Source organism: Prevotella communis (genome assembly GCF_022024115.1).
Classification (GTDB): domain Bacteria; phylum Bacteroidota; class Bacteroidia; order Bacteroidales; family Bacteroidaceae; genus Prevotella; species Prevotella communis.
Genome location: NZ_CP091792.1, coordinates 2967841 through 2990125, shown reverse-complemented (window position 1 = coordinate 2990125; position 22285 = coordinate 2967841). Strand labels below are relative to the sequence as shown.

The 22285-nt window shown below is 48.9% G+C and carries 13 protein-coding genes; 6 read left to right on the top strand and 7 right to left on the bottom strand.

The window, feature by feature from the left end:
* The first annotated feature begins 317 nt into the window (after positions 1-317).
* The 3 genes from L6468_RS12395 to L6468_RS12385 are packed head-to-tail and all read left to right on the top strand — an operon-like array spanning position 318 to position 11016.
* Positions 318-9797 carry a LamG domain-containing protein gene (locus L6468_RS12395; protein WP_237793471.1) on the top strand — a complete coding sequence of 3160 codons (9480 nt, stop codon included), beginning with the start codon at positions 318-320 and terminating at the stop codon, positions 9795-9797.
* Positions 9794-10816 (top strand): hypothetical protein, encoded by a 1023-nt coding sequence (locus tag L6468_RS12390; protein WP_237793470.1) that lies wholly within the window; start codon positions 9794-9796, stop codon positions 10814-10816. The genes L6468_RS12395 and L6468_RS12390 overlap by 4 nt, the downstream gene beginning before the upstream one ends.
* Positions 10813-11016: a hypothetical protein gene (locus L6468_RS12385; RefSeq protein ID WP_237793469.1), complete on the top strand. Its 204-nt coding sequence runs from the start codon at positions 10813-10815 to the stop codon at positions 11014-11016. Before L6468_RS12390 ends, L6468_RS12385 begins: the two co-directional genes overlap by 4 nt.
* Before the next feature lie 21 nt (positions 11017-11037).
* On the opposite strand, the gene L6468_RS12380 is transcribed toward L6468_RS12385, so the two are convergent.
* The 7 genes from L6468_RS12380 to L6468_RS12350 form a co-directional block, all read right to left on the bottom strand.
* Positions 11038-13608 carry a DUF5686 and carboxypeptidase-like regulatory domain-containing protein gene (locus L6468_RS12380; protein ID WP_237793468.1) on the bottom strand — a complete coding sequence of 857 codons (2571 nt, stop codon included), beginning with the start codon at positions 13606-13608 and terminating at the stop codon, positions 11038-11040.
* Positions 13595-14161, bottom strand: a complete 567-nt coding sequence (locus tag L6468_RS12375; protein WP_091818959.1) for a hypothetical protein — start codon at positions 14159-14161, stop codon at positions 13595-13597. The genes L6468_RS12380 and L6468_RS12375 overlap by 14 nt, the downstream gene beginning before the upstream one ends.
* A gap of 10 nt (positions 14162-14171) precedes the next feature.
* Positions 14172-14762, bottom strand: coding sequence for a GTP cyclohydrolase I FolE (folE, locus tag L6468_RS12370; RefSeq protein ID WP_091818960.1), 591 nt, complete (start codon positions 14760-14762; stop codon positions 14172-14174).
* The gene (locus L6468_RS12365; RefSeq protein WP_237793467.1) at positions 14759-15382 is read right to left on the bottom strand and encodes an SPOR domain-containing protein; all 624 of its coding nucleotides are present in this window, start codon (positions 15380-15382) and stop codon (positions 14759-14761) included. The genes folE and L6468_RS12365 overlap by 4 nt, the downstream gene beginning before the upstream one ends.
* A gap of 51 nt (positions 15383-15433) precedes the next feature.
* Entirely contained in the window at positions 15434-17356 is a 1923-nt protein-coding gene (gene tpiA / locus L6468_RS12360) for a triose-phosphate isomerase (protein ID WP_237793466.1), read from the bottom strand.
* Complete coding sequence (locus L6468_RS12355; RefSeq protein WP_091818962.1) at positions 17353-17898, bottom strand: DUF1599 domain-containing protein; 546 nt, start codon at positions 17896-17898, stop codon at positions 17353-17355. Before L6468_RS12355 ends, tpiA begins: the two co-directional genes overlap by 4 nt.
* Positions 17899-18029: 131 nt before the next feature.
* Positions 18030-18401, bottom strand: a complete 372-nt coding sequence (locus L6468_RS12350; protein WP_091818963.1) for a hypothetical protein — start codon at positions 18399-18401, stop codon at positions 18030-18032.
* A gap of 119 nt (positions 18402-18520) precedes the next feature.
* On the opposite strand from L6468_RS12350, the gene L6468_RS12345 reads away from it, so the two are divergent.
* The 3 genes from L6468_RS12345 to L6468_RS12335 all read left to right on the top strand — a co-directional run bounded on the left by L6468_RS12345 (position 18521) and on the right by L6468_RS12335 (position 22280).
* Positions 18521-19951 (top strand): CCA tRNA nucleotidyltransferase, encoded by a 1431-nt coding sequence (locus L6468_RS12345; protein ID WP_237793465.1) that lies wholly within the window; start codon positions 18521-18523, stop codon positions 19949-19951.
* A 21-nt stretch (positions 19952-19972) separates the two neighbouring features.
* On the top strand, positions 19973-20944 hold the full coding sequence (locus L6468_RS12340) for a leucine-rich repeat domain-containing protein (protein ID WP_237793464.1): 972 nt from the start codon (positions 19973-19975) through the stop codon (positions 20942-20944).
* Between the two features lie 157 nt (positions 20945-21101).
* Positions 21102-22280, top strand: a complete 1179-nt coding sequence (locus L6468_RS12335) for an efflux RND transporter periplasmic adaptor subunit (protein ID WP_237793463.1) — start codon at positions 21102-21104, stop codon at positions 22278-22280.
* Positions 22281-22285: the final 5 nt, after the last annotated feature.

Sequence of the window (22285 nt, the reverse complement as noted above, 5' to 3'; positions counted from 1 at the left end):
AAGTTAAAGGTCTGAGAGTCAACAGATTCTCAGACTTTTTTTGTTTTGTATGCCAACATAACAGGTTTTTTATGCTTTTTTTATGAAAAACTGATTATTTTTTTGGAGTTTTTGCGGATTTTGTTTAATTTTGCAGCGTCTACAGGTAGTGACCTAAAGCATTGACCAGTGAATAATTAACTCAATATAAACCTAACTATTTTATGATTGCCAACTGGTTTCTTTTTCTGCGACGGCCATGGGTATGGCTACGCATGAGTGATGTGAGTATGGGGAAACATGTTTTTCTCCTAGTACTGTTATTTGTATTCTCCGCCATGGGGATTAATGCCCAGACTGACTATAAGTCGTGGTATCCCTTCAAGGAGAATGTGACCTATATTACCAATGACGGTGACCCGTATATCAGGTGGGGTACCGTCGTGTGGAATGATGAGGGAGCCGATGAGGGTTTCTTTGAAGGCGACAACTACGCGTGGGGTCTCGGTGTGCACATGAAGGTGGGCAGCGACTCCTATAAGTATGCCGGTAACCTGTGCTGTAACGAGAACGGTTATAACCGTCGTATGTATAACATCTATTCAAAGAAACAGTACTACTCCGACAAGCAGTGGACCACGAATGACTCATGGGACTATGGTGGACAGTTTAAGTACAGTTACCATGAAGGAACTGATGGAAAGGGAAAGATTACGTGGATGAGAACAATGTGGAAGATTCCCTTTGATATGCTTAATACGAATATCACCGTACGTCTGTGGGGTACCTGGTGGTATTGGAACAAAAGCAGTTCAACGACAGTGGACGTGACGCAGACTGTGGCCTGTCCTTATACCTTTAATGTACGTCAGTTGAACTGGAATGGAGAATTCAGCGTGTCGCCCGATGGTACGGTAACCATTCCTTATAGTTTTGGCGGTTCTCAGAATACGGATGGACGCACGCACCTCTGTACTGCCATCGATGGCAAATACGAGGGCAAAATTGGTATCAAAAACATATCGAACTATAACAATGGCTCGTATACATTCAAGTTGAGCGACATCGGCAAGGATATGCGCTCACAGTTTACCATTGCACCTTATCACGAATATGCGCATCCCCGTGACCGCGATGCCGGCAACGGCACAAAGTATTATACCTCGTCAGCTGGTGCAAAGACATTTGCTCAAATGCCTCTTGCCACCATTTCAGGTGCGTCGTACAATCAGGCTGATAATTCGGTGACGCTTCACTGGACAGCGGATAATGGTAATTACGAGACAGGCGATTGGGGCACTAAGTGGGTGATTTACCGTAATGGTAACAAAGTGGGGGATGTTGCTCAATCTGTGAAATCCTTTACCGATAATAATGTTCCGGTGGATCAGGAAGTCACCTATACGATATGCTATGTATGGAAAGGCTGGCCATTAGATACGCAACTCAAGGAACTGACATCCAAACCTTACCCGGTGAGCACCCAGCGTAAGGTGCCTGTCAACGGTTTCAAGGCTGAGAGTAAGGAAGACCGCATCGTGTTCACTTGGACATCCGACGGCTACCCTGCCAACTGGGGTAATAAGTTCAATATCTATGTGGACGATGAGACGGAGCCTATATATACCATCACGCCTACGAACAACCAGACAAGTTTCCGCTGGGAACATCGTACTACCGACAAGCATAACGACCGCCAGAATGGTGTTCAGGACGGAATCCATTACACTGAGGAACCGCTGAACGGTTGCGAGCCCCACAACTATCGTGTGGAGGGTGTCATCGGTGATAAGACATTTAATTCAGATGCCGTACAAAGCAAGGCTATCGGCAGTGGTACGCTGTTCTATGACTTCACTGCGACGAAGGGCGCTTATCCCGGTACGGTGAAACTGTCGTGGCATGTTGACCTGCAGGGCTCTACTACTTCCAAAACCTATATCGTGGACAGAAGGCGCACTGAGAAGGAAGATGAGGCCTGGACCACTCTTTATCGTACATCGAGCACCGATGAGTACCTGTTCTATACTGATGAGACGCCACTTCCCGGCATCTACTATGACTACCGCATCACCGTGCAGGACAAGTGTGACAACGGTAAGATCATCTCCAATGAAGCTACTGATATCGGTTTCGCACAGACTACCGGTACCGTGAGCGGACGAATCACCTTCGGTTCAACGGGCAGTTCTGTGGCCGGTGCCGATGTAATTGCGGAAAAGAGCTCTTCGTCAGGTGATAACCTGGAACAGTTCCACTCCATGCACTTCACTGATACCGAACAGAGTGTGGTGACGTGGAATTATCCCGATGCCAACTATGCCAAGAATAAGTTTGCCACTGGCGACTACTCCATGCAGATGTGGATTGCTCCCGAGGAGTATCCTAACAAGTGGATGGCACGACTGAAGGGTGAAAACGTGGGCGCATTTGGTATTTTCAGTGATGGCAGGATCATCTATTGCGACGGTAAGAAACAGTATTTCTTCAACATCAAACTGAAGAAAGGCGCCTACAATCATGTGGCGCTAACGCGTAAGGGAACGAGTGTGACCTGTTATCTGGTGGAGCTCGATTCACTCGGCAATCCAAAGCTGTTGAAGGAGACGCAGACCATTGGAACGCTTGACCTGAGTAGCGCTACCCAGTTCCAGCTGGGTTACTTCAAGGGTTATGTCGATGAATTCCGTCTGTGGACAAAGTGTCTTACCGAGGATGAAATCAAGGAGAACTACGACCATCTGCTCGTGGGTAACGAGAAGAACCTGGAAACCTACTGGACCTTTGATGAAGGCTTGCGTACCCAGTTCTTCGACTACTCGCGCGACGGAACCGTCTATAACGAGCACCATGGTAAGATTGGCAGTAACACCGAAAGTTCAACGTTTACACCTGAGGACCTGGCATTGAAGGCCAAGACCGACAAGGACGGAAACTATATCATCCAGGGTGTTCCGTTCACGGGTGAGGGTACGACCTATGCCATCATACCTGCCTTGGGCGTTCATAAGTTCAACCCGCAGCAGCATCTGCGCTATGTGGGCAACAACTCACTGGTGCACAATGGTGTGGACTTTGACGATGTGAGTTCGTTCCCCGTTAGTGGCGTGGTATATTATGAACATACCAGTATTCCTGTAGAGGAGGCTTATCTGTATGTTGACGGCCTGATGGCTTCGAAGGATGGTGAGCCTATCATGACTAATTCCAAGGGTGAGTTTGAAATCAGCGTGCCTATTGGCGAGCATTTCATCCAGGTGAAGAAGAATGGTCATACGTTCCTGAACGATGGTCGCTATCCGGCTGATCCCAATGGAACGGGAGAGCGTGTCAACTTCGACAGGGAGTTGAGAGACGTGACCTTCTATGACCAGACTACGGTGACCGTAGCCGGACGTGTGGCCGGTGGTGATATCGAGTACGAAAAGCCTCTCGGTCTGAATCAGGGTAAGAACAATATCGGTAAGGCCACGCTGAAACTGGAGCTCTCGAACGAGAATGGCTATCTGAATGTGGAAGAGCCCGATCCTGACGATACGAAAAAGACCGTAAATATAAATAAGGTACAGCGCGACTTGGAAACATCGTATGGTAAGGCGTATGTACCCGGATCAAAGAACTTCATTACGATTGAGACCGACTCGAAGACAGGTGAGTGGGTGGCTCAGTTGCCCCCGCTGCGCTACGACGTGACCTCCGTGGCATTCCCCGGCAGACCCGATGAAGATGCCATCACGAAGGATCAGCTCAGTCTGCCCACCATCGACGCAACGAATCCCAACCTTGTTTACACCGACTCTGTTGAGGTGGACGGTGTATGGCAGAAGTTCGAGTATGTGGGCAGTGCAAAGATGGAGTATAAGGCTGTTTCAACGATTGAACTGTCTGAGAACAAGAATGGCACCTTTGGTATGAAGAACTACAAGGTGAAGGATCTCAGCGGCGTGGAGCATGTCGTGAAACTCTACGACTATGACGACGTTACCGGCAATGTCATCCCCAATGCCAACGGCAAGGTGCAGTACACCTTCGGTGTGAGCAATGAGAATCCCAACGGCTATCCTGTCTATCAGGAACTGTCTTCCTATAAGTACACGGTATATGCCTATGAGCGCTATACCAACTACGACGGAGACAAACCGGTTGTAGACGAGGTGCCCCTTGCTGGTAAGGAGGTGACCATCAAGAACCAGTATGCAACGACTACTTCCGTTTCACAGGCTGATGGTTCTGTGGGCGAGATGGTTGATGATAAACTGGAACTGGACGATAATGGTAAGGCGGTCTATAACTTTACCGTGGGTTTCCCCAATATCCAGGCTCCCTACACGCGCGGCCTGTCTATCAGCTACGATAACAATGGTACTGAGATGGAGTGGAGCGAGAACGGTAAGTTCAAGGTGATTGTGCTTGGCGGCCTGCCAACGGGTAATAACTTCGTGACGGAAGGTCCGGATGAGGTGCTCATGGTGCTGCGCGATCCCCCAGGAACAGGCTCTTCTGTGACATGGAGCAAGGGTACGACCATCAGCAAGACCAAGACAACGACCACGGAGTATACCAATGAAACGGGTATCAACTCAACGATCTATGCCGGTGTGAAGGCGGAAACAGGTGTTGGTGTCGGTTTCATGGTCATAAATGAATTGAGTAGCAAGGTTAATATCAAGGCTGGTGCCGAGTACTCTGCTAAGCGTACGTCGGGCAATACCACCGTGCAGACCACGACGACGACCCGTGATATCTCTACCAGTGATGCCATGGACTTCGTGGGTGCTGTAGGCGACGTGTTCATCGGTTCTTCCAAGAATATCATCTTCGGCGCCTGTCGTTCAGTGGATATCAAGTGGGACAACGTGAACGGTAAGGCAGAACTGATACAGGAAGATGCTCTTTCGATGGGTGAGGAGTTTACTACCGGCTTCATGTACGACCAGAACTATATCAAGAACGTGCTGATTCCGAATTTCGTGGATATGCGTAACAAACTGCTTACGCCTTCTGCCACGACGACAGGTATACCCCGTCCTGCAGTGGGCGAAGAGCCTCTGTACGTCACCACGCTGAGCGAGGACAATGAAAAGTATGGTACCAGCAATAGCGATAAGAGCGTCTGGGGTTCTCAGGCAGTAGGAGTTGATAAGGTGAAAGACGGTATCTATAGCGGACCGTCATACACCATGTTCCTTCCCATGGATCACGAGTTGGGTAAGGACTATCAGGATATGGTGAACTACTACAACGTACAGATTAACAAGTGGGAGAATGAGCTGCGCAAGAACGAGGAGGCCAAGGTGACGGCTATCCAGAACCGCAATAAGTGGCTGAAGGAAAACCATTCTATCTCTGCCGGTGCCAGCGTTACCCAGACGGTAAGTACGGAAAACGGTACTTCATCGACAAGTTCCCAGTCCGACGGATTCAACATCATTCTTGGTCTGGAGTTGGGTTACACCTTCTCTGGTCTTGGTATCGGTGCTGAACTGGAAGAGAAAAACGGTAACGAATGGACGAGCGAGGAGCAGAACGATACAACTGTTTCTGTGTCCATGAGCTATACGCTGGCCGAGGATGGTGACGACGACTACCTGTCGGTAGATGTGTTCAACGCCCCCGACGGCATGGGTCCCATCTTCGTAACCCGTGGCGGTGCTACCAGTTGTCCTTATGAGGACGAGGTGGTGACCGAGTACTACGAGAAGGGTACGGTGATTTCTGCAAAGACCGTGCAGATTGAGAAACCTGAGATTGAAGCCCAGACGCAGACCATCACGGGTATTCCTGCTGGCGGTTCTGGTACTTTCAAGGTGTATATCCGCAACAATAGTGATACGGGTGAGGATCTATGGTTCGACCTCTTGGTAACGCCTGATTCTAACCCCGACGGACTGATCGTTACGATGGATGGCGCCAACCTGAGCAAGGGTAATACCATCCTGGTGAAAGCTGGTGAGACGATGGTGAAGACGCTCACAGTGAGTCAGTCGAATCCCGATGTGCTGAATTATGAAAGAGTGCATTTGCGTATTGCGTCACAGTGTCAGAAGGATAATACCAGCACTTATGCTGAGATTGCAGACTCAACGGAATTCTATGTATACTTCCAACCGTCATGTTCGGATATTAAACTGACCGCTTCGCACACGCTTGTGAATACCGACACCGAGACACCTGTTACGCTGTCGATGAGTGGCTATAATTATGCGATGGCTTCGCTGCAGGGTATCCGTCTGCAGTATAAGGGCGAACATGATGCCGACTTCCGTACCTTGCAGGAGTATACGAAGGATGCCGCCAAACTGGCCAGTGATCCTAACCTCCTGGCGCTGCCTGCGCTGGCTGGTACGGCGAAGCTGAATTATGTGCTTGACTTGCGTTCAAGCAGCTTCAGTGACAAGACCTACGTGTTCCGCGCCATCACTGTGTGCGACCAGGGTGGTGTTGAGGTGAACAATGAGAGCGAGGAGATAACGGTTATCCGTGATATGACGCCTCCTATGCTGATGGCAACGCCAAGTCCTGCCAGTGGAATACTGACCAGCGGTGATGACTTGGTTATTACCTTCAATGAAGACATCCAGGGCTCTGCATTGACGCAGCCCAACAACTTTGATGTGTTTGGCGTACTCAATGAGAGTGAGGTGGCGCATGATGTGGCTCTCAGCGTATCCGGCAATTCCGTGTCCAAGACTGATGCTACCATCGACCTCAACGGCAAGTCGTTTACTACCAGTATGTGGGTAAACTACAGCACTGATGGTACGCTGCTGACCCATGGAACTTCTGATTACAACTTCAACGTAGCCATCGTGGATGGTAAACTGGCTGTCAGTGTGGCGGGTAAGACCGTGACGGGAGGTGATCCATTGCCCAAGAACAAATGGCTGTATCTGAATGTGGGCTATGATGCGCAGGCAAAGACGGTGAGTGCCGGCTATGCCATGGATTCTGAAACCGTGTCGCTTTTCAATAGTTTGATGGCAAATGCCTACGAGGGCAACGGACCGCTGAGTATTGGTGGTAACAACCTGACTGCCAAGGTACAGGAACTGGCCGTTTGGAACGGTAACCGCTCTATGGCTGAGGCTCAGGCAGAGATGTACACTACCAAGAGTCAGTTTACAAATGGCCTTATCGGTTATTGGCAACTGAACGAGGGACATGGCAGCGTGGCTACCGACAAGGCTCGCTCACGTCATATGACCCTGCCTTCTCAGAATGCATGGTGGATAGATGGCGACAACTATGCACTTGTGCTCGATGGAACGAAAACTGCTGCCGTCAATATTGGAAGCCTGAACACCACTGAAAAAGAGGATTATCTTGTGGAAGCATGGTTCAAGGCCGACAAACAGCAGGATGGTGCTGCTTCGGTACTGAGTACTGTCAAGATGGATTTGCGCCTGAATGCGCAGGGTAAGATGGAACTTGATGTTAATGGCTCGTCTGCAGAGGTCTATAACAGGGATTTGCGTGACGGACAGTGGCACCATGTGGCTGTGAACGTGCTGAAGAGTACCAATGGAATGGGTACTGTCTATGTAGATGGTCTGCAGTGCAAGCAGATTTCTGCATCGGCTATGCCTGAGTTGTTTGGTGACAAACTGATGCTGGGCGGTCGTCGTAATCAGGTTTCCAATGGCGTCTACACCTTCTCACAGCAGATGAAGGGCGCTATTGATGAGGTACGTATCTGGAAAGGACGTCGTACTGCTGATGTCATTAACAATAATATGTACGTACGCGTGAAGGCAGATGAACCGGGTCTGGTGGCTTATTATCCGCTGGAGAAACTCACGAAGGACGCGTACAACCAGATTATGACAACGGGTACCTTTGATAACAGCGTATCCAAGAACTCTGCGGCAGAGCAGCTGTCCTGCTTCGATGCTGATGGTTTGGTTCTCACTCCCCAGCTCTCAACACTCAGTCCGGATAACACGGCAGCCCTGAAACAGGCTCCGAAATTCGAGAATGTGTTGTTTGACTTTGTTGCCAGTGAGCGTCAGATTAAGGTGAATCTGAAGGAACAGCCTGCAAAAATTGAAGGCTGCAACATCTACATCACTGCCAAGAACGTGAAGGATGTGAATGGTAATACATGCGATCCTATTACATGGACTGTCTATGTGCAACAGAACAAACTGCGCTGGCAGGAGACAGAAGTTGAAGTCAACAAGGTCGGAACCAACGCCGCACGCTTTAATGCCACTATTGAGAATAGGGGATCAGAGAGTGAGAGCTGGAGCTTAAGCGGAATGCCGTCATGGCTGAGCGCTAACGTGGACGGTGGTTCACTGATGCCGCTGGCTTCTGTCCAACTGGCCTTTACCGTTGCAGAGAATCTGCCTATCGGTACTTACGAGACGACCATTTACCTGACGGGCTCACAGAATATTGCAGCTCCGTTGAATGTGACTGTCGTCAGTGAGGGACAGGCACCTCTGTGGAGTGTGAACCCAAGAGACTTTGAGGGCTCGATGAATATCATCGGACAGGTGAAGCTGGACGGTACGCTGATGAACGACAACAAGGATATCGTGGCTGCCTTCATTGGCGACGAGTGTCGTGGTGTCGCACATCTTGAATACAAGGACCGCTACGACGGTTACTTCGTGACGATGGATATCTTTGGAAATAATGCATCGGATAATAACAAGACTGTGACCTTCCGTGCCTATGATGCTTCTACGGGAACGGTCTATCCTGCTGTAGAGCCTGATCGTGCTGTGAAGTTTGAATCGCTTGCCCTGATAGGAAAGTACACAGAACCTGTTCTGTTTACCGTTCTTGACAAGATTGAACAGTCAACCGAGCTGAAGACTGGCTGGAACTGGATGTCTCTGAACGTAAAGGCTGATAATATGTCGGCTGAGTCCATCCTGGAGAAGATTGCTGACGACGTCAGCATCATCAAGACACAGAATAATGGATGGCTGATGTATGAAGACGGCAAATGGGATGGAAGTCTCAATGTGGATCTGACTAACGACCAGATGTATGCCGTGAAGATGAAGAACGACCGCAGCCTGTATGTCATCGGTCAGCGTGTGAATCCTGATGACTGCCAGATTACGGTGAACAAAGGCTGGAACTGGATTGGCTACTATGGTCGTCAGATTTCATCTCTGGACAATGCCCTGGCCGGTCTGAATGCTGTTGACGGCGATATGCTGAAAGGACAGAGTGGCGTGGCCTACTATGACGCGAGCGAGTGGGTCGGCTCCATGAGTCTTGTAGAACCTGGAAAGGGTTACATGCTGAAGAGTGTTTCTGATGGCGCACGTACTTTTGGTTATCCAACGGTTGCTGTGGCTGGGGCACGACAGGCTGTGTCTCCAACAGCTCATTCATCGCTCAGTGTGTTCTCGCCTGTAGATTTCCGCCTCTATTCTGGCAACGCTGTCATGGCTGCAAGGGTTGTCAATGGTGGTAAGCCTGTGGGTCATGTGGAACTGGGCGTGTATGTGGACGATGAGTGCCGTACGGCTGCTGTTACCAATGAAAACGGTATGGCTTATCTCACGATTCCTGGTGATGATGCTGCTATGCTGAATTTCAAGGTGGCTGTTGAGAACGAGATTCTTGAGTTGCCATATGCACTTGCCTTTGAGGCAGATGCTGTCTACGGCACGCCTAAGCAGCCGGTGCTTCTTGACCTTAATGAGGCCGTAGGTATCAGTGAGATTATGGTTGATGTTGATAATACAGCAGTCTATGATCTCAGTGGTCGTATGGTTCATCAAGGTAAGAACGCTCCTCGCAGGTTATCTAAAGGTGTATATATCCTTAACGGGAAAAAGAAAACAGTGAAATGACAGGCTTGATAAAATACCGATCATTTGTAACGCTATCCGTCCCCCTCCCCTCGTGGGAGGGGCCACGGACAGCCATCTTGCTGTTGCTTTTCTTGGTGATTCCTGGTTATCTGCAAGCGCAGACAGGAGGGATGTTTGATGATGTCAACCCTTACGACTATTATGGAAACATGTCAGTCTCCGTGGAAGTACGGATGAATGGCGTGCCGTTGCAGGATATTACGCCAGCCGTGTTCTCCGGCAATTCCATACGTGGCAAGGGTACGCCGTCTTCCCAGAAACCTGGCGTGTATTTCTTCACGGTATATGGTGACGAGACAGGTGAGCCTCTGTATTTTAAGGTTCTTTACGAGGGCCGTGTTATAGAGGTGGATACTGGCCTGTCATTTATATACAATGGTATCACTGGCTCACCAGGCAATCCTATTGTCATTGATTTGCCGGCCCCCGTATCCATGACGACGAGTACTGAGGGGTGGGCTACTACATGCCTGCCTTTTGATGCAGCGGTCCCTGATGATATATCGGTGTATGTGGCATCGCAGATCAGTGATGGCGTACTGAAGGTGAAGGAGGTGCCGGTCACAGTACTTCCCAAGAATGTGCCTGTGCTTCTGAGAGCCTCCGGACAGAAAAAGTATGAATGGCTGTCGCGTGTGGCAGATGCTGATGCCATAACAGACATGAACCTGCTTAAGGGTACGACGGAAGAAACGACTGTTGAAGCGGGAAGCGTCTTGACGCTGGGACATGCAAAGGATGGTGACAGGGAATTAGGTTTCTGGCTTTATAACGGTACAACTATTCCTGCAAACCGTGCCTATCTCGATTACACACCTGTCGCAGGAACAAGAGGCCTTGTCTTGCAATGGGAGGAAGAGCCGACGGTCGTAGACAGGCAGATGAACGTGGAGCCCAAGCAGACTGCTGCCGATTTGAGATATGATTTGTCGGGACGTCCTTCCAAAGGAACGGGTGGACTGGTGATAAATAAGGGTAAAAAGTATTTGGAAAGATGAAAAAGAGATATATGACGCCTTCATCCTGCGTCCTGCATGTGGAAAGCGTTTGTCTGCGCCAGAACAGTCTTCCAAAATCAGGAGACAGATTTACTGACGAGGTATTCAGCCGCCAGAGTGATGACTGCTGGGGTGAGGAGAAACGTTCTCGTGGGGTATACGATGATTTCGAAGATGAGGAAGATGACTATGACTACTGACTCTGAGTGAAGAGCCGTGTGTCAGAATGTGAGTGATACGCCGTAGCGCATGCCCCAGTGAGGTGCTGAAGGCAGGTCCTTGTAAGTCAGGCGTTTCACATATTCCACTCGGAAGAACTTGAAGATATTGTGGACTCCAACCACCATTTCCATATATGGCCGGTTGGGGTTCATGATATTGGTACCCTCGGGAAAATACATCAGACGGGGATTGCCAGGATTCTTCTCTGGGTTATTCTTATCTGAAAGGTCACCCCAAAGCATCCTTACTCCCAGGTACTCGCGCCAATAGAGTTTCTTGGCTAATGGAATGCGGTTCAGTATCTTTCCGTTCATATCCCATGCCAGCATCAGGGATACATATCGGTCGTTGACAAACTCCATCGTATTGATGAGGCTGAATGTATTCTTCTGAATGATATACGACGCGTTGGAGGCCGGCATGATGAGGAGAGGGTAGGGTACCTGATCCCATTCGATACCGCCTTTCAGGTCTACGTCAAATTTTCCCCAGCTGTTCAGCCAGAAACGCTTGAAGATATGCGCCTCGGTCAGGTGGAAGTTGTAATCGCCTCCCAGGACACCGTTAAAACCTATCGTATGGCTGAGGCTGAATACGGGGGCATCCAGGTTGATGACGCGCCTGCGCAGCTTGTTGTTGATATATGTTTCGCCGGGGGCATACCTCACGTAAAAGGAGGCCTCTGTCGTACGCAGATATTCACCGTTGCCGGTTTTACTGTTGATGGGAACAAAGGGCTTGTCGAGTGTCTGGTAATTCATGGCCCCGAAGGCCTCGTTCTCTTCCGTCTTTCCGCTGATGATGGCTTTCAGGCCCCAGTCGGTCTCATATTCAAAGCTGACCTTCTGCCGGTTATAGGACATCATCTTATTGGTCTCGGCCCATTTCATGGCTACGAAGATGTTGTCCTTGTCGGACTCCATGAAACGGTCGTTAGGTGAACAGATATCCTGTGACGACTGTATGGTCATGGTGCGTCTGGGGAATTCGTGTGGCAGGTATTTCTTTGCATTGAGCGAATAGGTCATCTCTGCATCGTAGTAATTGCGATGACTGCCCCAGCCGTGAGCGTAATAGCCCGACAGGAAGAAATGCTTGTTGAGGTTGGCTGTGGTCTTCGCGCTGAGGCGTGTGCGCCATCCGTCCACGTAGTTCCTCGTTAGTAGGGTGTTGATGGGACAGATGTCAACATAGTTGGGGTCGCCAGTCTCCAGGGAATTTTCTACAAGGGTCTTCAGTCCGTAGATAACATATTTGAATCCTTTCATGTTCTGGATGTTCTCCATGAATTTGTCCATGGAGTTCTCGCTACGTGTCAGTTCCACCTGGCGGTATTGGTCCCAGAATGCCTTGTCACGCATCTGTGCATCGGCTTCTGTCACTTCCTTCTTTTGTCCGTGGAATATCTTGTTGGGCACCTCACTGAAGTCATAGTCTGAATAACGGGTGATACGCGTGACAATAGCACCGGCACTGATAAAATCAAAGAGTTGCAGTTCGGTAATCATATCATCAGTAGTCAGTACCCATTGTCCGTCGGGCAGCTTCTCGTATTCCTGCAGCACCTGCAGGCTCTCCACAAAGTTGACATTACTCTGTTTGGGGATGGACAACTGACAGCGACGCAGGTGAAGGGTTGAGTCCTTCAGGATATACAGGTCACCGCGGAATCCCATATCCTGCATGTTGTTGGGAACGAAGGCCAGGTGTATACAACTGTCTTGCCCAATGGCCAGTGTGTCTTCTATATAGTAACGGTAGAAGCCGATACCCTTTTCCGACATGGGCGAGGTGAACGGGCGCTGAAGGATGCGGATATCATCCTGATAAAGGTCTACGTTGGTGAATACATCCTTGACCACGGTATTGATGATGTCGCCCGTCTGGAAATAGTCATTGATACCCGTTGACGTCTGTCCCTGGATGATATTCTTCTCGTCTTTCGGTGACTTGCGGTAGAATTTCTGTGAGACGGTCTCATCTACGCTGACAGGGAGCACCAGCTTGTTGGTGTATGGATTGACCTCCACCTGATTGAGTAGCCATGGCTTCTTGGCAAAAAACGGACTTTCCAGTTGCTGGGGCGTCAGGTCGTTGAGAGCCAGTGTCAGCTTCTCGTATTTGTTGTAACGATAATAGTCATTATTGCTGAGGTCGGTCTTTTTCTTTGCTGCCACCACGCGCCGCATCAGTTCCACGGCCGGATTGTCCTTCCGGCTATACCGGTTGCGCTTAGATTTTACGGTTACTTCGGCCAGTTCCTGCTTGGCGGGTTTCAGTGTGATATTCAGCTTGCGCCTCGTCTTGCTGTTGACAGGGATGATGCGTGACTTATAGCCTACGGCACTTACCGTGATATTCCAGCCTTCCTGACGGGGAATGGTATACTGGCCGAATACGTTGGCTACCGTGGAGATATTGTGCCCCTTATAGACAATACTGGCAAAAGAAATTGAATCTCCGGTCTCTTCGTCAGTGATGACACCGGTGATTTGTAACGATTGCTGGGCATGGATAGCCATGCCCAGTAACAGTGTGTAGATTAGAACAAATAATCTAATCCCCTTCATATTCAAATACGCCTCCGAGGTCTGGGGTCTCACCCATGTAGTCATCGTCGGCTATGGTGTTTCGTATGATTGGCTGGTTATACTCTTTGCGCATCGTTCCCGTCTTGAGTATGAAGTCGTTGAAATTGACCGTGGGTATCACAATGCCGAGAATACCGATGCCGCAACGCATACCCTGTACCTGGAAGGTGTTATGCAGGTGCATGGTAGAGAAGAGCAGGTGATTGTGGTATACCAGTGTGTTATGCTCCTGGAAACTCTTCATCGCCCCCGTATTGATGGTTGTGTCGGCAGTCGTGAAGATGTAACCGAAATTGTTGATGGCGTCATCAATCCAGTCGACAGCCAGACTGTCTCTTTCCTCGATGCACTGACGGATGTTGTCGTTCATCTCTTCATGCATCGTCTCTTCTGAGGGACAGGTAATGATAGCAAAGATGGCGATAACAGCAAGAATGGCAGCTGCGATGACAACACGTCCCAGACAACTGTGCTGGAACTCCACTAAGAGTGATTCTTTGTTGCGATATGATCCGCGATCTTTCTGATACATAATCTGATTACTATAAAGCGTTGTTATGATGAATGAGATTCATGAATTCCTGACGGGTCTTGGCCTGCTCAAAGGCACCACTGAACTCACTGGTTGTGGTGATGCTGTTCTGTTTCTCAATGCCACGCATCTGCATACACATGTGCTTGGCTTCGACAACAACCATGACGCCGAGAGGGTGGAGAGTCTCCTGGATGCACTGACGAATCTGCATCGTCATGCGTTCCTGTACTTGCAGTCGGTGGCTGTAGATATCAACCACACGGGCAATCTTTGAGAGGCCAGTGATATAGCCATTGGGGATATAAGCCACATGTACCTTTCCGTACATAGGCAGCATATGATGCTCGCAGAGCGAGAAGAAGTCAATGTCCTTGACAATGACCATGTGATTGTAGTCTTCCTTGAAAAGTGCGTCGGTGAGCACTTTGTGTGCATCCATTTCATAGCCGCGAGTCAGCACTTGCATAGCTTTTGCCACTCGCATGGGGGTCTTCTGCAGACCTTCACGATCCGGGTCTTCTCCAAGAAGTTCCAGAATTCGTTTATAGTGTACGGCCAATTCGTCGAGGCCTTCTCTGTATTCGGGTTCTAATGTCATTTTATAGATTCTGTGACGGTGATTTTTCCTTTGACGACTGTAGCAGCGTCGTAGCCCAGTTTTCGTACTTCCAGCATCTTTTCGTGGGCTTCCTCATAAGTGCGGTAGTTGCCTAACCGGCAAATCCATCGTGGAGAATAGAAGTGAACATAAACTTCCTCGCCTGGGAAGAGTGTCCTGAGTGAACGTCCGGCCTGTTCGGCTCTTTGCCTGTCCTGGCGTGTGTTGCCTCCTGCAAATACCTGTACTCTGTAGCCTACAGTCTTGAATACACGCTTTGGGGTAATCTGTGTGCTGTCGGTCTCTGTCTCTTGCTGACTATGACTGACTGTCGTGTCTTTGATTTGCATGACAGGTGTGTCTTTTGCCTTTGTGACAGGTTTGACGGGTGCAGGTGTCGTCTTCTTTGGAGCCGGTGCGGGCTTCGCAGGGGATACCGGACCGTTGACCAGTTCATCGATGGCTGTATCCTGATGAATGGTTATAGTACCTTCACCAGCCGTAGTCTTCTGTATGCGCTGGGTGAAAGTCTGTGCGGTTAAAGGTAAAAAAGTAAAAAGGTAAAAGGGTAAAATGACTATTACCTTTTTAATAATAGATTGCAATAATCCTGTTTTCATACGCATAATCATTACTCTTTTTACTCTTTTACTTTCTTACCTTTTTACTTTTTACTTAAAGGCATCGATGATACCCTTGAAATCAGCAGCCTTCAGAGAAGCACCACCGATCAGACCACCGTCGATGTCGGGCTTAGCAAAGAGCTCAGGAGCGTTGCTTGCCTTGCAAGAACCACCATAGAGGATAGTGGTGTCGTCGGCAACAGCCTGACCGTACTTCTCAGCGATGATTGAACGGATGTAAGCGTGAATCTCCTCTGCCTGCTCAGCAGTAGCAGTCTTACCGGTACCGATAGCCCAGATTGGCTCGTAGGCGATAACGATCTTGCGGAAATCCTCCTCAGAGAGGTTGAATACGCTACCCTCAAGCTCAGCCTTAACGACCTCGTTCTGCTTGCCTGCCTCGCGCTCCTCGAGTGACTCACCGATACAGAAGATAACCTTCAGGTCGTTCTTCTGAGCCAGCAGCACCTTCTCCTTCAGGATCTCGGGAGTCTCCTTGTAGTACTCACGACGCTCAGAGTGACCCAGGATGACATACTGAGCACCAGTGCTCTTTACCATCTCGGCAGAAACCTCACCAGTGAAAGCACCCTTCTCCTTGTCTGCGCAGTTCTCTGCACCCAGGCCGATGATGTTCTGGTCGAGGAACTGTGCAATAGAAGCGAGGTGGATGAATGGTGTGCAGATAACTACACCACAGTTGGGCTTCTCAGCCTTCAATGTCTCGTTCAGCTCCTTTGCCAGAGCAATACCATCCTGGAGATTCATGTTCATCTTCCAGTTTCCTGCAACAATTTTCTTTCTCATTTTTACTTCTTTTTTATTAATAGAATTACTATTTTTTCGTTTCCTTATCCATTTGGACCACATCCACAACCGGTCAGTGATGGAGAGCAGTAACAATGGTAATACAAACCAAAGCATCACCTCAGCGATATGGCGGCCCATCGTATTGCCGGCTGCCTGTCCTAACTCCAGTTCCTCCAGAGGTCGTGCCAGGTCATATTCATCGGGCAGCCTGTTATGGCTCCATTTACGTATCACCTTGCCGTCTTTCAGCAACAGCAGTCCGGGATTACTTCTGATCATCGTCTTCAGTACTGTCCCGTCGGTCTGGCAGAATGGGTAGTCGGCACCTGTGATGTCGCGCCAAAGGCTGATGCCCGATTCTCCGCTGGCTGTCAGGCAATAGAACAGATAGTCATTGTCTTCTGCATACTCGTAGACCTGGTTTATCAAGTCCAGTTGCGAATCGTCGGCTTTCTCCAGCCAGGGCGCAATCAGCAGAAAGGTGTAGCCTTCGTTGTTGAGCACCTGTTCCGTGATATCCTCCCCGTTATCGGCCTTCTCTATGAAGAAGTCAGCGTAGGGCGACTCGTTGCCCTCCATCATCAGGTTCCATCCTTCACGCAAGTCTGTTCCCTCGTGATAGGGACGGAAGTCAAACTGCGGTCTGTCGTACAGGCTCCATCCTGAGATAATCAGGATAAACAGTAACGAGTAATTGATGACAATCCATTGGTTTGACTTGCTGATGAATCGAATCATCCCGAAGGGCCATTTTGCAACGACGAGTGCTGCGGTCAGAAGAATGATGTTCTTCCAGAACGTCTGCCAGTTGGTCAATACGAGCGCATCGCCAAAGCATCCGCAGTCGCTGATGGGGTCGGTCAGTGCCAGCCATAGTGTCAGTGATGTCATGATAGCCAGAACAATCACCATTGTCCTGGATGTGAGCCTGCGCCTGATGGCAAACAGCATGAAGATTCCCAGACAGAACTCCAATGCCGACAGTCCTACGGCGAAGGCCAATAATGCCAAGTCGGGCAGCCACCCGCCCAGATCCATGGCCTGCAGATAGTCTTGCATCTTGTATAGCGTACCCAGCGGGTCTACGGCCTTGACGAATCCTGAAAGGATAAAGACCGCCGCTAAAAGCAGGCGACACAGATTGACTATCGCTTTTTTCATTCTCCCAACTTAATCAGTCCGAAGACCGCGTAGTTGATGATATCCATATAGTTAGCGTCAATACCCTCGCTGACGAGAGTCTTTCCGCTCAGGTTCTCTATCTCCTTGATACGCTCAATCTTGGTGAGTATCAGGTCTGTGTAGCTGCTTACACGCATGCCGCGCCACGCCTCGTCATAGTCGTGGTTCTTGCGTTTCATCAGTTCCAGGGCCTCATGGGCATAATGGTCATAGAGTGCCATGGCGGCCTCATTGTCCATATCCACCGTATCGGCAAAACCTTTCTCCAATTGTATCAATCCTACGATGCCGTAGTTAATCAGCGCCACGAATTCAGGTCTGATACCTTCGCCAACCAGTGACTCCTGCTTGATTTCCAGTGAGCGGATACGCTTAGCCTTGATAAACAGTTGGTCAGTAAGCGATGATGGACGCAAAATGCGCCAAGACGCCTTGTAGTCGTGCAGTTTCTTGGAAAACATGTCACGGCATTCGGCAATGGCGGCCTCAAATTCTGCGTTTGTCTTTTCAAATCTATCCATAATTCGGGTGCAAAGTTACGAAAAGTTGAGAGAACGGCAAAGGAAAAACTCGCTTTTTTACTTTACGAGCACTTTTCTCGTTGAACCGTCGCTATAGCGAAATTTGGGATTTCCTACTTCTGGCAGGCAGTCTACTGGTCGTTGTGACTGTCTTGACTTTTCATCCTGATATACTTGATTTTTGCGCCTAAGGCATTCCATTGAACCTGCAGGGAGTCGCGGTGCATACGCAGCAGCGTCAGGGCAGTGAGCTCCTCTTCTGTAGCCTGCAGGGCCGCTTTATGAGCCTCTACTTCTTTTTTCTTCTGTTCATATTCTGCCTTGACCGCCTCTAAGGTGGAGTCAACGACGGCCAACTCCTGTTGGGCGGCCTGTAAACTGGAGTCCTGCTTGTGCTTCAGGGCTGCTTTCCGCGCTTCAATCTCGTCTCTGCGCGAGTTGCCACAAGCTGTGGTAAACAGTGTGGCAATGATGACTGGAATAATAATAAAATATCTTTTCATTCTTTGGAAATCATATTTAGATTTAATTCTGTGGCAAAGTTACTAAAAATAATTAAATTGACATACTAGGTGGTGTTTTTTTTGTAATTTTGCAGTCCAAATCATGAGAAAGATAAAGAATGAAGTTGTATTCTGACGAAGAACTGGCCGAGATATTAGACCAAAATATATTTCATCAAATCAGCGAGGCTGCCGATCGCTTAGGACTGGAGTGCTATGTGGTAGGTGGCTATGTACGCGATATCTTTTTAGAGCGCCCTTCAAATGATATCGATGTGGTTGTGGTGGGTAGCGGTATCTCCGTGGCTCAGGAACTGAAACATATGTTGGGACGCAAGGCCCATCTCTCTGTATTCAAGAATTTCGGAACTGCTCAAGTAAAATTCCACGATACAGAAGTGGAGTTTGTGGGAGCCCGAAAGGAGAGCTATAGCCATGACTCGCGAAAACCCATTGTGGAGAATGGTACGTTGGAGGATGATCAGAATCGTCGTGACTTCACCATCAATGCGATGGCTATTTGCCTGAATAAGAGCCGCTTCGGTGAATTGGTAGACCCCTTCAATGGCTTGGCCGACTTGGAGGATGGTATCATCGCCACTCCTTTGGAGCCGGGTATCACATTCAGTGATGACCCACTGCGTATGATGCGTTGCATCCGTTTTGCCACCCAGTTGAACTTCCAGATTGAGGATGAGACCTTCGAGGCCTTGGAACGCATGGCCGACCGTATCAAGATTGTCAGTGGCGAGCGTATTGAGGTGGAACTCAACAAGATTATCATGTCACCACATCCCAGTAAGGGCTTCGTTGACTTGCAGCGCTCCGGACTCCTGAGTATTATCCTGCCTGAACTGGCTGCTCTCGACATCGTTGAACAGAAAAACGGACGTGCCCATAAGAATAATTTCTATCATACACTGGAAGTGCTTGAGAATGTCGTGGCTCACGATGGAGGCTTATGGCTCCGTTGGGGCGCGCTGCTTCATGATATCGGTAAGACCAAGTCAAAGCGTTGGGAACCATCTGCGGGCTGGACTTTCCATAACCATAATTTTATTGGTGCAAAGATGGTACCCGAGATATTCCGCCGCCTGAAACTGCCAATGGGTGGCGAGATGAAATATGTGCAGAAACTTGTTGACCTCCACATGCGTCCGCAGGTCATTGCCGACAGCGAGGTGACCGATTCTGCTGTCCGTCGTCTGTTGAATGATGCAGGCGATGATATTGACGACCTGATGACACTCTGCGAGGCTGATATCACCTCGAAGAATGAAGGCAAGAAAAAGATGTTCCTGGAGAATTTCCGTATGGTCCGCGAAAAACTGGCTGATCTGCAGGTGAAAGACTATAAGCGCCTGTTGCAGCCTGTTATCGACGGCAATGAAATCATGGAAATGTTCCATCTGCAGCCCTCTCGCGAGGTGGGCACGCTGAAACAGTATCTGAAAGATGCCGTCCTTGACAATAAGGTGGAGAACGAGCGCGAGCCTTTGATGAAACTGTTGATGGAGAAAGCACAATCAATGGGATTGAAGATATCATAACCAAAAACAATCAATAAAACAATGGAAACTGAAGAGAAAACACCGTTTTACAAACAAATCTGGTTTTTGGGCGGATTAGCAACACTTGCCATCTTTGCCCTGTGTTTTTTAGCAATCAATATGGTGGGTTCGCCCGATGATGACGACACACCAGAAGTGGAAATGGAGGTCATTGCGACCCTCCAGACAAATGAACCCCTGATAAAAATAGCACGTGAGCAGGGATGGATTGATGCCGACGCTACGGAGATGACAAGCGTTGATGCAGCAGCTGTGGATAGTATAGGTACTATCTTTAGTGGCTGCAACTTGAAGAGCTTCAAGGAGTTTCGCTATTTTGTGGGTCTGAAGCAGATTCAGGCAGAGGCCTTTGCTCATGCAGACCAGTTGGCGGAGATTGTCATCCCTTCTCAAGTGGAAGATATTGCCTATGGCGCCTTTGCCGACTGTCCTGCCTTGGAGGCTATCAGTGTGGATTCCACCAATACACATTATGACTCACGCGACAACTGCAATGGTATTATCTGTACGTGGAAAGGTACGCTGATGCTAGTAGCAGGTTGTAAGAATACTACAATAATTGATCGCATTGGCTATATTGCCCCGCAGGCTTTCCGTGGTTGCAGAGACCTGACAGCTGTTTCCTTCCCCAAACGAATGGAAGAGATTGGTGATTCTGCCTTCATGGACTGTGTGGCTTTGCAGGAGGTCTCACTGCCTCAGGGCGTTCGTTTTGTTGAACCAGCTACCTTTATGGGATGCAAATCTTTACAAGCCGTTACCCTTACTAAAAGCATTGAACGCCTTCAGAAGAATGCCTTCAAAGGTTGCAAGCGTCTGACTAAGATTGTGTGTCCCAAGAAGTATCCGCCCATCATCGATGAAGCCTTCGATTCCTACGACGTAACAGTATATGTGCCTGCAGGTCTGCAAAACAAATACTTCTCGGATAAGTTCTGGAAGTTCTTTAAGGATGTTAAGGAATCTATATAGAATATTAATAAAATATTAATAACATGTAAAAATAGAGGTATGAGTGTTACAACTTGTACCTTTTTTTATACCTTTGCAATTCGGAAACTTCATTTTTTCAATGAGTTTTCAATATCGGAACAGAATTTATATATAAATTTAAGTATTAAGAACTATTATGAAGAAGAACAAAATGATGCTGGTTGCAGTTGTTGCAACCGTGCTGATGTCGTGTGGTGGAGGCGGTGGCCGTCCAACGTTTGGCGACAATGAGTACCCTGTGGATGTTGTAGCCACACAGAATGCCTCGCTACAGTCCACCTATCCAGCAACGATTAATGGTGTTCAGGACGTGGAAATCCGTCCTAAAGTTTCAGGATTCCTTACTCAGATTAACGTGACAGAAGGTCAGACGGTGAGCGCTGGTCAGGTGCTTTTCGTGATTGACAACGAGACCTATCAGGCGCAGGTTCGTCAGGCTCAGGCTGCCGTAAACACTGCCCAGAGTGCGGTGAATACAGCCAAACTGACTTTTGATAATACCAAGAAACTGCATGCCAGCAAGGTGGTAGGCGACTATGAGTTGCAGACTGCCGAGAATACTTTCCTCAGTGCTCAGGCTCAGTTGGCCCAGGCCCAGGCAGCCCTGTCTTCCGCTAAAGAGGCTCTGAGCTTCTGCTATGTGAAGAGTCCTGCAGCTGGTGTCGTTGGTACGCTGCCATTGAAGAAAGGTGCGCTGGTGAGTGCTTCAAATGTACTGACCCACGTATCAGATATCAGCACTATGGATGTCTATTTCTCTATGACCGAGAAAGACATGCTGACAATGTCTCAGGGTGAAGGTGGCCTGAAGGGCGCCGTAGAGAAATTCCCTCCTTTGAAACTGCAGTTGGCCGACGGTACGATGTATGCTTATGACGGTCATGTGACCTCTATCAGCGGTGTCATTGACCGTTCTACAGGTTCTGTACAGTTGAAGGCTCAGTTCCCCAATCCCGAGAAGCTGCTGAAGAGCGGAGGCTCAGGTTCTATTGTCATTCCCAGCGTGGCCGATTCAGCCATCGTTATTCCCCAGCGTGTGGTGATGGAAGTGCAGAACAAGAAGTTTGTGTATGTGCTGAAGGAGAATAATAAGGTGGCTTACACCGAGATTACTGTTGACCCACAGAACGATGGTATGAACTATATTGTGACCAGCGGATTGAAAGCTGGCGATAAGTACGTGACCAATGGTATCACTAAGTTGACCGACCAGATGGAGATTGTTCCCATCACGCCCGAGCGCTATCAGCAGAAGATAGACGAGCAGGCCAAGGCTATGTCGGCCAGTGATATTGTTAACGCTATTAAAAAATAATAGAA

Coding starts and splice junctions, on each gene's coding strand:
- L6468_RS12395 (WP_237793471.1), top strand. CDS start 318: ATGGGGATTAATGCCCAGACTGACTATAAGTCGTGGTATCCCTTCAAG.
- L6468_RS12390 (WP_237793470.1), top strand. CDS start 9,794: ATGACAGGCTTGATAAAATACCGATCATTTGTAACGCTATCCGTCCCC.
- L6468_RS12385 (WP_237793469.1), top strand. CDS start 10,813: ATGAAAAAGAGATATATGACGCCTTCATCCTGCGTCCTGCATGTGGAA.
- L6468_RS12380 (WP_237793468.1), bottom strand. CDS start 13,608: ATGAAGGGGATTAGATTATTTGTTCTAATCTACACACTGTTACTGGGC.
- L6468_RS12375 (WP_091818959.1), bottom strand. CDS start 14,161: ATGTATCAGAAAGATCGCGGATCATATCGCAACAAAGAATCACTCTTA.
- folE (WP_091818960.1), bottom strand. CDS start 14,762: ATGACATTAGAACCCGAATACAGAGAAGGCCTCGACGAATTGGCCGTA.
- L6468_RS12365 (WP_237793467.1), bottom strand. CDS start 15,382: ATGAAAACAGGATTATTGCAATCTATTATTAAAAAGGTAATAGTCATT.
- tpiA (WP_237793466.1), bottom strand. CDS start 17,356: ATGAAAAAAGCGATAGTCAATCTGTGTCGCCTGCTTTTAGCGGCGGTC.
- L6468_RS12355 (WP_091818962.1), bottom strand. CDS start 17,898: ATGGATAGATTTGAAAAGACAAACGCAGAATTTGAGGCCGCCATTGCC.
- L6468_RS12350 (WP_091818963.1), bottom strand. CDS start 18,401: ATGAAAAGATATTTTATTATTATTCCAGTCATCATTGCCACACTGTTT.
- L6468_RS12345 (WP_237793465.1), top strand. CDS start 18,521: ATGAAGTTGTATTCTGACGAAGAACTGGCCGAGATATTAGACCAAAAT.
- L6468_RS12340 (WP_237793464.1), top strand. CDS start 19,973: ATGGAAACTGAAGAGAAAACACCGTTTTACAAACAAATCTGGTTTTTG.
- L6468_RS12335 (WP_237793463.1), top strand. CDS start 21,102: ATGAAGAAGAACAAAATGATGCTGGTTGCAGTTGTTGCAACCGTGCTG.